The organism is Aeromicrobium sp. CFBP 8757, from assembly GCF_014841755.1.
Taxonomy (GTDB): Bacteria; Actinomycetota; Actinomycetes; order Propionibacteriales; family Nocardioidaceae; genus Aeromicrobium.
Genome location: NZ_JACYUM010000001.1, coordinates 742442 through 755317, shown reverse-complemented (window position 1 = coordinate 755317; position 12876 = coordinate 742442). Strand labels below are relative to the sequence as shown.

13 protein-coding genes are annotated in these 12876 nt (G+C 71.8%); 5 read left to right on the top strand and 8 right to left on the bottom strand.

Annotation, left to right across the window (positions count from 1 at the left end):
- Positions 1 to 5 precede the first annotated feature (5 nt).
- The 4 genes from dapB to rpsO form a co-directional block, all read right to left on the bottom strand.
- Positions 6 to 749, bottom strand: coding sequence for a 4-hydroxy-tetrahydrodipicolinate reductase (gene dapB / locus IFT73_RS03690; protein WP_192166421.1), 744 nt, complete (start codon positions 747 to 749; stop codon positions 6 to 8).
- Positions 750 to 754: 5 nt separating this feature from the next.
- Complete coding sequence (gene kynU / locus IFT73_RS18610) at positions 755 to 1954, bottom strand: kynureninase (RefSeq protein ID WP_197983683.1); 1200 nt, start codon at positions 1952 to 1954, stop codon at positions 755 to 757.
- A 5-nt stretch (positions 1955 to 1959) separates the two neighbouring features.
- The coding region (locus IFT73_RS18605; protein WP_206759090.1) for a polyribonucleotide nucleotidyltransferase at positions 1960 to 4165 on the bottom strand (2206 nt) is incomplete at its 3' end.
- Between the two features lie 242 nt (positions 4166 to 4407).
- The gene (gene rpsO / locus IFT73_RS03680) at positions 4408 to 4647 is read right to left on the bottom strand and encodes a 30S ribosomal protein S15 (protein WP_369797582.1); all 240 of its coding nucleotides are present in this window, start codon (positions 4645 to 4647) and stop codon (positions 4408 to 4410) included.
- A 220-nt stretch (positions 4648 to 4867) separates the two neighbouring features.
- Between rpsO and IFT73_RS03675 the strand changes: the two genes are divergently transcribed.
- Complete coding sequence (locus IFT73_RS03675; protein ID WP_192166419.1) at positions 4868 to 5758, top strand: SGNH/GDSL hydrolase family protein; 891 nt, start codon at positions 4868 to 4870, stop codon at positions 5756 to 5758.
- 20 nt (positions 5759 to 5778) lie between these two features.
- Here the strand turns inward: IFT73_RS03675 and IFT73_RS03670 are convergent, their stop codons facing one another.
- Positions 5779 to 6777: a bifunctional riboflavin kinase/FAD synthetase gene (locus IFT73_RS03670; RefSeq protein ID WP_082556130.1), complete on the bottom strand. Its 999-nt coding sequence runs from the start codon at positions 6775 to 6777 to the stop codon at positions 5779 to 5781.
- A gap of 45 nt (positions 6778 to 6822) precedes the next feature.
- Between IFT73_RS03670 and IFT73_RS03665 the strand changes: the two genes are divergently transcribed.
- From IFT73_RS03665 to IFT73_RS03650, 4 genes are all read left to right on the top strand, one after another.
- Positions 6823 to 7140 carry a hypothetical protein gene (locus tag IFT73_RS03665; protein WP_192166418.1) on the top strand — a complete coding sequence of 106 codons (318 nt, stop codon included), beginning with the start codon at positions 6823 to 6825 and terminating at the stop codon, positions 7138 to 7140.
- Between the two features lie 18 nt (positions 7141 to 7158).
- Positions 7159 to 8571 carry an ATP-binding protein gene (locus tag IFT73_RS19495; protein ID WP_197983478.1) on the top strand — a complete coding sequence of 471 codons (1413 nt, stop codon included), beginning with the start codon at positions 7159 to 7161 and terminating at the stop codon, positions 8569 to 8571.
- Positions 8568 to 9227, top strand: a complete 660-nt coding sequence (locus IFT73_RS03655; RefSeq protein WP_056607780.1) for a response regulator transcription factor — start codon at positions 8568 to 8570, stop codon at positions 9225 to 9227. Before IFT73_RS19495 ends, IFT73_RS03655 begins: the two co-directional genes overlap by 4 nt.
- Before the next feature lie 223 nt (positions 9228 to 9450).
- Positions 9451 to 10341 carry a hypothetical protein gene (locus tag IFT73_RS03650; protein ID WP_192166416.1) on the top strand — a complete coding sequence of 297 codons (891 nt, stop codon included), beginning with the start codon at positions 9451 to 9453 and terminating at the stop codon, positions 10339 to 10341.
- On the opposite strand, the gene IFT73_RS03645 is transcribed toward IFT73_RS03650, so the two are convergent.
- The 3 genes from IFT73_RS03645 to IFT73_RS03635 all read right to left on the bottom strand — a co-directional run bounded on the left by IFT73_RS03645 (position 10325) and on the right by IFT73_RS03635 (position 12867).
- Entirely contained in the window at positions 10325 to 11176 is an 852-nt protein-coding gene (locus IFT73_RS03645) for a serine/threonine-protein kinase (protein WP_192166415.1), read from the bottom strand. The genes IFT73_RS03650 and IFT73_RS03645 overlap by 17 nt on opposite strands.
- Positions 11176 to 11529 (bottom strand): hypothetical protein, encoded by a 354-nt coding sequence (locus IFT73_RS03640; protein ID WP_192166414.1) that lies wholly within the window; start codon positions 11527 to 11529, stop codon positions 11176 to 11178. Before IFT73_RS03640 ends, IFT73_RS03645 begins: the two co-directional genes overlap by 1 nt.
- A 96-nt stretch (positions 11530 to 11625) precedes the next feature.
- A complete protein-coding gene (locus tag IFT73_RS03635) occupies positions 11626 to 12867 on the bottom strand; it encodes a phosphatidylserine/phosphatidylglycerophosphate/cardiolipin synthase family protein (protein ID WP_192166413.1) in 1242 nt (413 codons plus the stop codon).
- Positions 12868 to 12876: the final 9 nt, after the last annotated feature.

Here is a 12876-nt window from a genome sequence, read left to right as displayed (position 1 = left end):
AGGGGTCAGAGGCCGAGGACGGCGTCGAGACCCACCGTCACGCCCGGACGCTCCGCGACGCCGGCCACCGCGGCCACGACGCCCGGCATGAACGAGCCGCGGTCGTGCGAGTCGTGCCGGATCGAGAACGTCTCGCCGACGCCGCCGAACAGCACCTCCTGCGACGCGACGAACCCGCGGGCGCGCACCGCGTGCACCGGGATGCCGGAGACCCGCGCGCCCCTGGCCCCGTCGGGGTCGGACGTCGTCGCGTCGGGCAGCGCCGCGGAGCCGGCCGCCGCCCGGGCCGCCGCCATGACCTCGGCGGTGCGCACGGCCGTGCCGGAGGGCGCGTCGATCTTGTCGGGGTGGTGCATCTCGATGACCTCGATCGACTCGAAGAACGGCGCCGCCGTCTCGGCGAACCGCATCATCAGGATCGCGCCGATCGAGAAGTTCGGGACGATCAGGACACCGGTCGTCGGCGCGTCACCCAGCAACGAGCGCACCACCGCGATGCGCTCGTCGTCGAAGCCGGAGGTCCCGACGACGACGTGCACGCCGTGCTCGACGCACCACGTGACGTTGTCGAGCGCGGCCGCTGGCTGCGTGAAGTCGAGCGCGACGTCGGCGCCCGAGGACGTGATGAGGTCGAGCGGATCGCCCTGGTCGATCTCGGCGACGACCTCGAGCCCGTCGGCGGCACCGATGGCCCGCACCGACTCCGACCCCATGCGCCCCTTGGCGCCCAGCACTGCGACCCGTGTCATGCCGCTCAGCCTATCGGCGCGGTCACCTCGCCCAGGATGCGCGCCGCCGCGGCGACCTCGGCGTACGACGTCGTCAGCGGCGACAGGCCCAGGCGGATGAGGTCGGGCTCGCGGAAGTCGGGCACGACGCCTCGCTCGACGAGGCGCTCCGTCACGGCGCGGGCGTCGGGGTGGCGCACCGTCACGTGGCTCCCCCGGCGCGCCGGGTCGCGCGGCGTCACGACCTCGAGCCCCAGCTCGTCGACGAGCTCGACGGCGTACGCCGTCAGCTGCTCGGACTTCGTGCGGACGGCGTCGACCCCCGCCTCGGCGATCAGCCGCACCCCCTCCTGCACGGCGAGGATGCCGGCGACCGGCGGCGTGCCGCTGAGCATCCGGCGCACCGAGGCCGACGGCTCGTAGGTGTCGGACATCGCGAACAGGTCGGCGGCGCTCCACCACCCCGCGATGGGCTGGGCAGCGTCGGTCAGGTGCCGCTGCGCGACGTAGACGTACGCCGGCGCGCCCGGGCCGGCGTTGACGTACTTGTAGGTGCAGCCGACGGCGAGGTCGACCTCGGCGGCGTCCAGGTCGATCGGCACGGCGCCCGCCGAGTGGCAGAGGTCCCAGATCACGACCGCCCCGGCCTCGTGCACCTGCCGCGTCAGCCCCGGCAGGTCGAGTAGCGTGCCGGACCGGTAGTCGACGTGGCTGAGCAGCACCACGGCGGTGCGGTCGTCGAGCGCCGCCGCGAGCACGTCGGCCGTGACGTTCTCGACGAGGTCGGGCTCGAGCCACCGCACCTCCATGCCGCGTGCCGAGGCGACGGACTCGACGAGGTAGCGGTCGGTCGGGAAGTTCGTCGCGTCGATCACGATCTGGTCGCGCCCCGGACGCAGGCCGACCGCGGCGTGCAGCAGCTTGTAGATGCACACCGACGTCGAGTCGGCCACGACGGTCTGGCCCGCGGCGGCGCCGAGGAGGGCCGCGCCGAGCTCGTCGCCGACCTCGACCGGCAGGTCGACCCACCCCTCGGACCACCCGCGGATCAGCCGCCCGCCCCACTCCTCGCGCACGAACGCGGCCAGCCGGTCGAGCGTCGCCCGCGGCAGGCGTCCCAGCGAGTTGCCGTCGAGGTAGGCGACGAGGTCGTCGTCGATCACGAAGCGGTCGCGGAAGGGTGCCAGCGGGTCGGCGGCGTCGAGCTCGTCGGGGGGCGTCGTCATGCGCNCCTCGGCCGCGGCGGCCTCGGGCTCGTCCGACTTCTCGATGACCGGAATCAGCGAGAGCTTGCCGCGATCGCCGAGCTCGGCGATCTCGACCTGGATCTTCTGGCCGACCTTGACGACGTCCTCGACGTTGTTGACGCGCTGGCCACCGTTGAGGTCGCGCAGCTTGCTGATGTGCAGCAGCCCGTCACGGCCCGGCGCCAGCGACACGAACGCGCCGAAGTCGACCGTCTTGACGACGGTGCCGAGGTAGCGCTCGCCGACCTCGGGCATCGTCGGGTTGGCGATCGCGTTGATCGCGTCGCGCGCGGCCTCGGCCGCCTCGCCGTTCTCGGCACCGACGTAGACCGTGCCGTCGTCCTCGAGCGAGATGTTGGCGCCCGTCTCGTCCTGGATCTGGTTGATGATCTTGCCCTTGGGGCCGATGACCTCGCCGATCTTGTCGACGGGGATCTTGATCGTGATGATCCGCGGCGCGTAGGGGCTCATCTCGTCGGGCTCGTCGATGGCCTCGGCCATGACGTCGAGGATCGCGACGCGGGCGCCGTAGGCCTGCTGCAGGGCACCGGCCAGCACGTCGGCGGGGATGCCGTCGAGCTTGGTGTCGAGCTGCAGGGCCGTGACGAACTCGCGCGTTCCGGCGACCTTGAAGTCCATGTCGCCGAAGGCGTCCTCGGCTCCGAGGATGTCGGTCAGCGTCACGAACGTCTGCTGGCCGTCGACCTCACCGGAGATCAGGCCCATCGCGATGCCGGCGACCGGCGCGCGCAGCGGGACACCCGCGTTGAGCAGGCCCAGCGTCGACGCGCAGACCGAGCCCATCGACGTCGAGCCGTTCGAGCTCAGCGCCTCGGAGACCTGACGGATCGCGTAGGGGAACTCCTCGCGCGTCGGCAGCACGGGCAGCAGCGCACGGCCCGCGAGGGCGCCGTGACCGATCTCGCGACGCTTCGGCGAACCGACCCGGCCGGTCTCACCGGTCGAGTAGGGCGGGAAGTTGTAGTTGTGCATGTAGCGGCGCGACGTCTCGGGCGAGAGGGTGTCGAGCTTCTGCTCCAGGCCCAGCATGTTGAGCGTCGTGATGCCCATGATCTGGGTCTCGCCGCGCTGGAACAGCGCCGAGCCGTGCACGCGGGGGACGATGCCGACCTCGGCGCTGAGGGCACGGATGTCCTCGAGCCCACGGCCGTCGATGCGGACCTTGTCGCGCAGGACGCGCTCGCGGATGACCGACTTGAGGACGGAGCGGACGGCGGCGCCGAGCTCCTTCTCGCGTCCGGCGAACTTCTCGCCGAGCTGGTCGATGACGTCGGCCTTGATCTCGGCCTCGCGGTCCTCGCGCTCGGCCTTGTGCAGGATCGTCGCGGCCTCGGCGAGCGGGGCCTTCGCGATGGCCTCGACGGCCTCGAACGCGTCGTCCTCGTAGTCGAGGAAGATCGGGAAGTCGCGGACCGGCTTGGCGGCGGTCGACGCGAGCTCGATCTGCGCCTCGCACAGCTGCTTGATGAACGCCTTGGCGGCCTCGAGGCCACCGGCGACGATCTCCTCGGTCGGCGCCTGGACACCGCTCTGGACCAGGTCCCACGTGACCTCGGTGCTCTCGGCCTCGACCATCATGATCGCGACGTCGCCGTCGGCGGTGATGCGGCCGGCGACGACCATGTCGAACACCGCGTTCTCGAGCTGGCTGTGCGTCGGGAAGCCGACCCACTGGCCGTCGATCAGGGCGACGCGCGTGGCGCCGACCGGGCCGGTGAACGGCAGGCCCGAGATCTGGGTGGACGCCGACGCCGCGTTGATCGCGAGGACGTCGTACGGGGTGTCGGGGTTGAGCGCCAGGACCGTGATGACGACCTGGACCTCGTTGCGCAGACCCTTCTTGAAGGTCGGGCGCAGCGGGCGGTCGATCAGGCGGCACGTCAGGATCGCGTCCTCGGAGGGACGGCCCTCGCGACGGAAGAACGAGCCCGGGATGCGCCCCGCGGCGTACATCCGCTCCTCGACGTCGATCGTCAGGGGGAAGAAGTCGAAGTGGTCCTTGGGGTGCTTGCCGGCCGTGGTGGCCGACAGCAGCATCGTGTCGTCGTCGAGGAACGCCGACACCGAGCCGGCGGCCTGCTGGGCGAGGACGCCCGTCTCGAAGCGGATGCTGCGGGTGCCGAAGGCACCGTTGTCGATGACTGTCTCGACGGAGTGGAGTTCGGACATGGAAGTCCCTTCCGCAGGCGGGAGCCTGCCTGTTGGGACGAGCGCCGAACGGCGGTGAACCATGCCGGTCTTCGATCGAGGCCTGCGGGGAGCCCACGTGCTGCGAGCGTCCCGACGGCCACTACCGAGGACCGAGCGCGCGTGCCGCGGCTCTCGTCTGGAGTGTTTCGGGGTGGTGCGGGTGGAGCTGTGGAGTTGTGCAAGAGGCGGCCACTTCGAAGAAGTGACCGCCTCCGGGGGTGCTAGCGGCGCAGACCGAGACGCTCGATGAGCCCGCGGTAGCGCTCGATGTCGTTGTTCTGCAGGTAGTTGAGCAGGCGGCGACGCTGTCCGACCAGGAGCAGCAGGCCACGACGGCTGTGGTGGTCGTGCTTGTGCTCCTGCAGGTGACCCGTCAGGTGCGCGATGCGCGCGGTGAGCAGGGCGATCTGGACCTCGGGGGATCCGGTGTCGCCGTCGCTGAGCGCGTACTGCTTGATGATGTCTTCCTTGGCGACGCCCGCAACTGTGGGCGCAGCAGTCTTCTTCGACACGTTTCTCCTTGAGGTTCCGTTGCACGGCGCGCCCGGGCACATCCACCGGGGCACTATCGATCCGTGGCCGATCACACGGCAGCGACCAGACTATCAGCGGCGGTGTTCCCAGGGCCAATCGCCGCACGGCACGTCCGCGCCGCGTGGCAGCGGTCGCTAGCCTCGCTGCATGCACACACCGCCGCGACGGCTCGGCACGATCGGCTCCGCCGTCACGGCGCTGTCCGCACTCCTCGTCCTCGTGGCGGGGTGCAGCGCGGGCGGGTCGTCCGATGCCGCCGGGCCGAGCCCCGCGTCGTCCTCCCCCACCGCCCCGGCGCCCTCGGCGCCCTCGTCGACCGACGCCTCGACGTACGTCGCGCTGGGCGACTCCTACACCGCCGGCCCCGGCATCGCGCCCGACCAGGCCAACGCCGGGCTGTGCGGCCGGTCGTCGGCCAACTGGCCCACGCGCCTGGCCGCCTCGCTCGACCTGACCCTGACCGACCTCAGCTGCTCGGGGGCGACGACGGCCGACCTGTCGACGACGCTCGGCTCCGGCACCGTCCCGGCCGACGCCGGCCTCGTGACCGTCAGCGCCGGCGGCAACGACGGCGGGCTCTTCCTGTCGCTGATCCAGGCGTGCACCGTCAGCGTCCAGCAGTGCAGCTCCTACGTCGACGACGAGGCGCCGGCGATCCTCGAGCGGACGACCGGCGACCTCGTGGCCCTGCTCCGGAAGGCCGGCACGACCGCGCCCGGCGCCCGGGTCGTCCTGGTGGGCTACCCGCGCATCATGCCGTCCACCGGGACGTGCGAGGCCGCCGGCATCGTCGCCGGCGACGTCACCTCGGTCGTCACGGCCGAGACCGCGCTCGACGCCGCGCTGGCGAGGGCCGCCGAGCAGGCAGGCGTCGACTACGTGTCGCTGCGGGGGCCGTCCGAGGGTCACGACGCGTGCGCCGGCGACGAGGCCTGGACCAACGGCGCGTCACCGAAGGCCGGCGACGGCATCGTGTTCCACCCCACCGCCCGCGGCATGACGGCCGTGGCCGACCTGGTGGCCGCGGCGGTCCGCTGACCCCCGTCGCCCCGGGGCGGCTACAGGCCGAGGGCCGAGCGGGTGCGCACGACGTCGTCGGCCATCTGCACGATCAGGTCGTCGATGCCGTCGAACTTCTCCATGCCGCGCAGCAGGTCGACGAACTCGACGCGGATCGCCTCGCCGTACAGGTCGAGGTCGGTGCGGTCGAGGACGTACGACTCGACCCGCCGCTCGACGCCGTCGAACGTCGGGTTGGTGCCGACCGAGATCGCGGCCGGCAGCCGCTCGCCGGTGCCACCGTCGCGCACCAGCCATCCGGCATACACCCCGTCGGGCGGCACGGCGTACGCCTCGTCGACCGGCACGTTGGCCGTGGGATACCCCAGGTCGCGTCCGCGCTGGTCGCCCTTGCGGACGATGCCGGAGACCTCGTGCGGACGGCCCAGGACGTCGGCCGCCTCGCGCATCCGGCCCGCGGCGACGTGCGCCCGCACCAGCGTCGACGAGTACGGCTCGGTGCCGCCGTCGAGGTCGAGGGCGTCGACCGTGAAGCCGGCCTGCTCCCCCGCCCGGCGCAGGAACGTCGTGTCGCCCTGGGCGCGGTGGCCGAAGCGGAAGTTCTCGCCGACCGCGACGAGCGAGGCGCGCAGCTCGTCGCGCAGCACGCGGTCGACGAACTCCTGCGGCGTCCACGCCGCCATCGCGCGGGTGAAGTCGAGGATGCGGATCTCGTCGGCCCCGGCAGCGTGCAGCAGCTCGACGCGGCGCTCGGTGGTCGCGAGCCGCTTGGGCGCGTGGTCGGGGGCGACGACGGCCAGCGGGTGCGGCTCGAAGGTCACGGCGATGACCGGCAGACCCCGCGAGAGCTCGCGCGTGCGCTCGATGACGTGCTGGTGGCCGCGGTGGACGCCGTCGAAGTTGCCGACCGTCACGGCGGCGGGCTCGACGCGTGCGACGGTCGATGCCCCGGGGAAGTCGCGCCAGATCGTCACGGGAAAACTGTGCCACACGACGGCGGCCGTGCCGTGGCGGGCCGAACCTAAGAAGTCTCTCATCGCCTCCTCATCGATCCGCGGGACCGCGTCGGGCAGGCTGGGCACATGCTCGAGCCACGCCGTGTCGTCACGATCGTGATCGCGGTCGTCGCGGTCGCGCTCGCGATCGTCGTCGTCGGCCGGATCGCGGCCGGGGCCGACCCCGAGCCGCAGGACACGACGCCCGTCGTCATCACGCCGACCGCCACCCCGGCGCCCGACCCGTCCCCGGGGTCGTCGCCCGCCCCGGCGCCGGCACCGGTGCCCGCGGACGACGACGATGACGACGACGACCGGTTCGACCGCACGGTGCCGTCTCCGCGAGACTACGACGACGATGACGACGACCCGGACGACCGCGACGACCTCGATGACGACGACTGACGACTGACCTCGATGTCCGTGACCTCACCCCTCTCGCGCCTGTCGGTGCGGCAGCGCCTCACCGGGACGATCGCGCTGCTGACGACGCTCGCGCTCGTGGCCGTCGGCCTCACGCTCTACGCGATCGAGTCGAGGCGCATCGACCGCTCCATCGAGTCGAGCCTGAGCCAGGAGCTCGGCGAGTTCCGGGCCCTGCAGCAGAACGAGGTCGACCCGCAGACGCGCGAGCCGTTCGCGTCCGCCGACCGGCTCCTCGAGGTCTTCCTCGAGCGCAACCTGCCCGATGCGAACGAGCAGCTGTTCGCGTTCCCCAGCGTCGGCACGCCGACCTACCAGGGCGACCCGAACCCCACGCTGCAGCAGTCGTCCGAGTTCCCCGCCCTGGTGGCCGACCTGTCGACGTCCGGCGGGTCACGCACGCTCGACCTGGCGGGTCGTGAGTACCGCGTCGCCGTGCTCCCCGTGACCGCCGGTTCCCAGCGCGCCGCGTTCGTGGTCGTCCACGACGTCGGCGGCAGCCGCGACGACCTGCACGAGCTCATGACGACGTACGCGCTGCTGGCGGCGCTGTCGGTCGTGCTGATCGCGGGGCTCGCCTCGTGGAGCGCCGGCCGCCTGCTGCGTCCGGTGCGCCGGCTGCGCGAGACGGCCCAGGGCATCAGCGACGGCGACCTCGGCGGACGGCTCGAGGTCACGGGCCACGACGACCTCTCCGACCTCCAGCGCACGTTCAACGACATGCTCGACCGCCTCGAGTCGTCCTTCGTGACGCAGCGACAGCTCCTGGACGACGCGGGGCACGAGCTGCGCACCCCGCTGACGGTGCTGCGCGGCCACCTCGAGGTGCTCGACCTCGACGACCCCGACGACGTCGCGGCGACCCGTGAGCTGCTGCTCGACGAGATCGACCGCATGGCCCGGCTGGTCGACGACCTGCTGATGCTGGCCAAGGCACGCCGGCCCGACTTCGTCCGCCCGCACGCCACCGACGTCGAGTCGCTGACCCACGGCGCGATCGACCGCGCGCGGGCCCTCGCCGACCGCCGGTGGGTGCTCGACGCCGTCGCCCGCACGTCCGTGCCGCTCGACGGCCAACGCATCACCCAGGCGCTGCTGCAGCTGTCGGCCAATGCGGCCCGCCACACGTCGCCCGGCGACGAGATCGGCATCGGCTCGCGACTGCACGAGGGACGCGTCGAGCTGTGGGTCCGCGACACCGGCACGGGGGTCGACCCCGCGATCGCGGTCGACATCTTCGACCGGTTCTCGCGCGGCGACGACTCCGACGACGGGTTCGGCCTCGGGCTGTCGATCGTCAGCGCGATCGCCGAGGCCCATCACGGCGACGTCGTCCTCGACGCCACGTCCGACCGCGCCACGTCGCCCGGCGCCACGTTCCGCATCCGCATCCCGACAGGAGCCGCCCAGTGAACCGCATCCTCATCGTCGAGGACGAGGACCGCATCTCGTCGTTCGTGGCCAAGGGCCTGAAGGCCGAGGGCTTCACCCCCACGGTCGTCTCGGACGGCGTGACGGGGCTCGACTACGCGCTGACCGGCGAGTTCGACCTGATGGTGCTCGACATCGGGTTGCCGGGCATGGACGGGTTCACGATCCTCGAGCGCGTGACGGCCGAGCGACCCGCCCTGCCGGTCATCGTGCTGACGGCGCGCGACTCGGTCACCGACACGATCGCGGCGCTGGAGGGCGGTGCCGCCGACTACATGTCGAAGCCGTTCCGCTTCGGCGAGCTGCTGGCCCGCGTGCGGCTGCGGCTGCGCTCGCCGGGCGAGGCGCCGCCGGACGACGAGCTCGTCGTCGGGCCGGTGCGCCTGGACCTGCGCCGTCGACGCGCCTTCGTCGGAGAACGCGAGGTCGACCTGTCGGCGCGCGAGCTGGCCCTGGCCGAGGTGCTGCTGCGCAACCGCGGGCTCGTGCTGTCGCGCGAGCAGCTGCTGTCGCAGGTGTGGGGATACGACTTCGACCCGGGCTCGAACGTCGTCGACGTCTACGTGGGCTACCTGCGCCGCAAGCTCGGCGCCGAGCTCGTCACGACCGTCCGCGGCCTCGGCTACCGCGTCGACTGACCCTCGCCCGGGGCGTGGACGGATCTTGAGACATTCGGGTCGCCAGAACGCCCCAAACGTCTCGACGTCCGTCAGCCGTGACGAAGCCTGAGGCATTCGGGTCGCCAGGGCGACCCTCTTGTCTCAGGGTCCGTCGTGTCCACAGCGTGGTGTGAGGACACGACGGTCCACAGGGTGCAAGCATGTGGTGGCCGGCGCGTACGCCCGGCAGCACGATCGAGCCGTGACCGTCATGAGGACCGCTACCGCCGTCGCCCAGCACGGACGTCCCACCGTTCGCCACGCCATCGCCGTCGGGCGCTGGCAGCGTCCTGCCCGTGGCGTGGTCGTCGACCACAACGCCCCGCTGACGCCGCACGAGCTCGACCTCGTCCGTCTGCACGTCTGTGCGCCAGGGGCCGCGCTCGCGGGGCTGTCGGCGCTGCGGCAGCACGGGTTCGAGGGATTCGACGCCCGGCACACCGATGTCGTCCAACCCGAGGGGGCGAGGCGACCGCCGAAGAACGACCCCGGTCTGCGACCGCACTGGAGCACAGAGCTGAGCGACCTCGACGTCCACCCGCTGCTCGAGCCGCGCCGCACCCGACCGGCACGCAGCGTCGTCGACGCCGCCGCGTGGACGACCACCGACCGGCACACCGTCGCGATCGTCCTTGCGGCGTTCCAGCAAGGCCTCTTGGCAGAGCGGACGATGCGCGACGCGCTCAGTCGTCGCGGGCCGATCCGTCGCAGGGCCCTGATCCGTGAGTCGATCCTCGACGCCGGGGGCGGCATCGCGTCGCTGCCCGAGCGCGACCTCGACGAGATCTGGCGCACTGCAGGACTGCCCGCGCCCTCTCGGCAGCGCCGGGTGGAGGCACCTGACGGCCACTACTACCTCGACGCGGGCTGGGACGAGTGGGACGTCGCCGCCCAGGTGCACGGCGTCCCGCACGTCGACGTCCAGCAGTGGAGCGACGACCTCGACCGGGCCAACGAGGTCGTCATCACCGGCCCGCGACTCGTCGCGTTCACGTCGTACTCGACCCGTCACGAGCAGGCGCGGGTCGCCGACCAGCTCACCCGCCTGCTCCGCAGCGCCGGCTGGGCCGGACGATTCAGAGGGAGATCTTGAAGCCCGAGAGCCGGGCCGTGGGCAGGCGGTCCATCATCGGCTCGATCGCGAGGGCGATCTCGGACGGCAGGGGCCGGTCGGTCGGTGCGGGGGCCAGGCAGGACGTGATCAGGTCGCCGAGCTCGTGCGGGACGAAGTGCGGCAGCGCGGCGGGCCCGTGCGTCAGCTGCTGCCAGCGGGGCTCGCGGTCGAAGGCACGGTGGCCGGCGGCCGCGCGGAACATCGTCGCGCCGAACCCCCACACGTCGCTCGCGTGGTCGACGGCACCCCGCTCCCCCGGCTCGCACTGCTCGGGCGCCATGTACTCGTCGCTGCCCACGGGGTGGTCGAGATCCCGGGCGTCGGCGACGTCCATCGCGACGCTGAGGTCGATGAGCTTCGCGGGAGCGCCCATGATGACGTTGCTGGGCTTGACGTCGAGGTGGCACACGCCCTCGTGCCGCAGGTAGTGCAGCGCCGAGGCGAGCTCGAGACCCAGCGGCAGCAGCTGGTGCAGCGGCAGGTGACCGTGCCGCGAGACCAGCGACGACAGGTTCGGGCCGTCGACGTTCTCGAGCACGAGGTACGGGCGGGGCCCCTCGTCGTCGTAGGCGAAGAGCCGGACGACGCCGGGGTGGTTCAGCCGCGACAGCATCTCGACCTCGCGCAGCAGGCCGGCCCGCGAGCTCTCGACGTCGACGTGGCCCGGACGCACGATCTTGATCACGACCGGCGCGTGCAGCCGCTCGTCGAAGGCCGACCACGCCTCGAACACGTCTCCGCCGCCGACCGACCGGACGGCCGTCAGGCCGGGGGCGATCGCGTCGCCCCCGGCCAGGCCCCAGGTGTCGGACATCAGCCGGCGGTGTTCGCGGTCGGCGCGGTGTTCTTCGTCGGCGCGGTCTTGACCGTCTTGACGGTGTTCTGGGTCGGCTGGTCCTGGGTCGGGGCCGTGTCCTTCGTGACCGTCGTGTTCCTCGTCGCGATGGTGCCGGCCGTGTCGACGGTCGGCGAGTCCTCGTCGACGTCGTCGCGCACGTCGTCGTCGAGGTCGGTCGACTGCGTCCAGGACGTCGAGGTGTCCTCCCGCTTGACGACGGGTTCCGGCGTGTCGGACGAGGTGCTGGCGGTGGCTACGGCGAAGCCGGCGGTGCCGAGCCCCACCGTGGCGGCGACCGTGACGATGCCGGTGCGGATGAAGGTGTTCATGGTGTCTCCTCTGTCGGTGTGCTGACAGAGCAAGACTCGCCGCGGGTGGTGAGGCCCGCGTGAGCCGCGCATGAGACGCCTCTCATGCGCGGGACGTCAGAGCAGCGGGCCCAGGGGTTTGAGGATGGCCTCGTAGACGCGCGCCAGGATCGGCCGCTCCATCCACTCGTCGAGGCTCAGCCGCTCGCACTTGGCGCAGTCGTCGGCGAAGACCTTCTCCATGCCCTCGGCCAGGCCCCGGTCGAGGATCTCGAGGTTGATCTCGTAGTTGCCGAGCAGGCTCAGGCGGTCGATGTTGGCGGTGCCGATCGTCGTCCACTCGCCGTCGATGGTCGCGGTCTTGGCGTGCACCATGTGATCGGTGTAGCGGTGGATCTCGACGCCGGCCCGCAGCAGCTGTCCGTAGAAGCCGCGCGACAGCCAGTCGGTCACGACGTGGTTGGAGACCTTCGGCACGATGATCCGCACCTGCACCCCGCGACGTCGGGCGTCGAGCAGCGCGTCGAGGATGTCGCTGTCGGGGATGAAGTAGGCCGCCGTGATGCTGATGCTGACGTGCGCGCGGTCGATCGCCTCGAGGTACATGCCGCGGATCGGGTACATCAGCTGGCGCGGCACGTTGCGGTGCGCGCGGATCTCGGGACGCCAGCTGGCCGCCGGCATCTGCGGCAGACGGTCGGTCGTCCGACGCGGGTGGGTGTTCCAGAAGTCGACGAACGCGTTGTCGAGGTCCCACACCGCGGGCCCCTCGATCCGCAGGTGCGTGTCGCGCCACTCCGTCGCGTACGTCGAGCCGATGTTGTAGCCGCCGACGTACGCGACGGCGTCGTCGACGACCAGGATCTTGCGGTGGTCACGGCCGAGGTGCCGGGGACTCAGCAGCTTCCACGACGAGATCAGCGGGTACCGCAGCACCTGCACGGGCTCGGGGAACGTCAGGAAGCTCGGCTTGACCACGAGGTTGGCGAACTGGTCGTACACGACGTAGACCTCGACGCCGCGCTCGGCGGCGTCGATCAGCGCCCGCTTGAAGCGCCGACCCATCTCGTCGCCCTTGAGGATGTACGTCTCGAGCAGGATGCGTCGGGACGCGCCCTCGATCGCGGCGAGCATGTCGTCGAACAGCACCTCGCCGTACGTGTACGTCGTCGCGGTGCTGCCGTCGCCGATGCGGTGCGACACGGGCTGAGAGGGCTCGAGCTCGGGGATCTTGCGACCGCGCAGGAGCCGCCGGACGCGATCGGCCCCCATCAGCGACGCGACGGCCGCCACCTGGGCGGTCAGCACCGCGAGCAGACCCTGGCGGACGAGGCGGCGGGTCGAGTCTCGCAGTGACATGGGTCGACC

Bases quoted from the DNA above. Each gene is read 5' to 3' on its own strand.
- dapB (WP_192166421.1), bottom strand. From the start codon at position 749: ATGACACGGGTCGCAGTGCTGGGCGCCAAGGGGCGCATGGGGTCGGAG.
- kynU (WP_197983683.1), bottom strand. From the start codon at position 1,954: ATGACGACGCCCCCCGACGAGCTCGACGCCGCCGACCCGCTGGCACCC.
- IFT73_RS03675 (WP_192166419.1), top strand. From the start codon at position 4,868: ATGCACACACCGCCGCGACGGCTCGGCACGATCGGCTCCGCCGTCACG.
- IFT73_RS03670 (WP_082556130.1), bottom strand. From the start codon at position 6,777: ATGAGAGACTTCTTAGGTTCGGCCCGCCACGGCACGGCCGCCGTCGTG.
- IFT73_RS03665 (WP_192166418.1), top strand. From the start codon at position 6,823: ATGCTCGAGCCACGCCGTGTCGTCACGATCGTGATCGCGGTCGTCGCG.
- IFT73_RS03645 (WP_192166415.1), bottom strand. From the start codon at position 11,176: ATGTCCGACACCTGGGGCCTGGCCGGGGGCGACGCGATCGCCCCCGGC.
- IFT73_RS03640 (WP_192166414.1), bottom strand. From the start codon at position 11,529: ATGAACACCTTCATCCGCACCGGCATCGTCACGGTCGCCGCCACGGTG.
- IFT73_RS03635 (WP_192166413.1), bottom strand. From the start codon at position 12,867: ATGTCACTGCGAGACTCGACCCGCCGCCTCGTCCGCCAGGGTCTGCTC.